This is a genomic window from Anoxybacillus sp. CHMUD, assembly GCF_013096965.1.
GTDB classification, from domain to species: Bacteria; Bacillota; Bacilli; order Bacillales; family Anoxybacillaceae; genus Anoxybacillus; species Anoxybacillus kestanbolensis_A.
The window spans coordinates 1-427 of sequence record NZ_SDLG01000084.1; the positions used below are offsets into that span (position 1 = coordinate 1).

Here is a 427-nt window from a genome sequence, read left to right on the forward strand (position 1 = left end):
CATCAGTAACTATGCGGACGAGCTTAGCTTTCGTTTTCACATAATAGTATTCACCCGAGCGCATCGGCAGCACAAGCCAAAGCTCAACCGCCTTGCCTGGTTGAAGAAGAGGAGCATGCGTTGGCGGAATGAGGAGCGCGGCTCCGCCGGCGCTAATATCGATCGTCATCGTTACAAACGGGGCGAATTCACCATTAAGCGGATGGACGGCAGCATCGACCTTTGCCTTCACCCGCACATACCGGCGACGCTGAATGCGCGTGACATATTTGTCACCCGGATAAGTCAAAATAACCATCGGTGACGGGTCGCGCATTTCCCCTTTCACTTCCGTATCAAACATGTACAAAGCCCCATCTCGGCCGATAAAACTCGCCTTAAATTGCATGCCGTTTAACAAATACACCGTTTTTCCGCTCTGTTCATC

The 427-nt window shown here is 51.5% G+C and carries 1 protein-coding gene; it reads right to left on the reverse strand.

Annotated elements, in window-relative coordinates; all coding sequences use genetic code 11:
* A partial coding sequence (locus tag ETB99_RS14710; RefSeq protein WP_171700943.1) for a flagellar brake protein occupies positions 1-427 on the reverse strand: 427 nt, incomplete at both ends.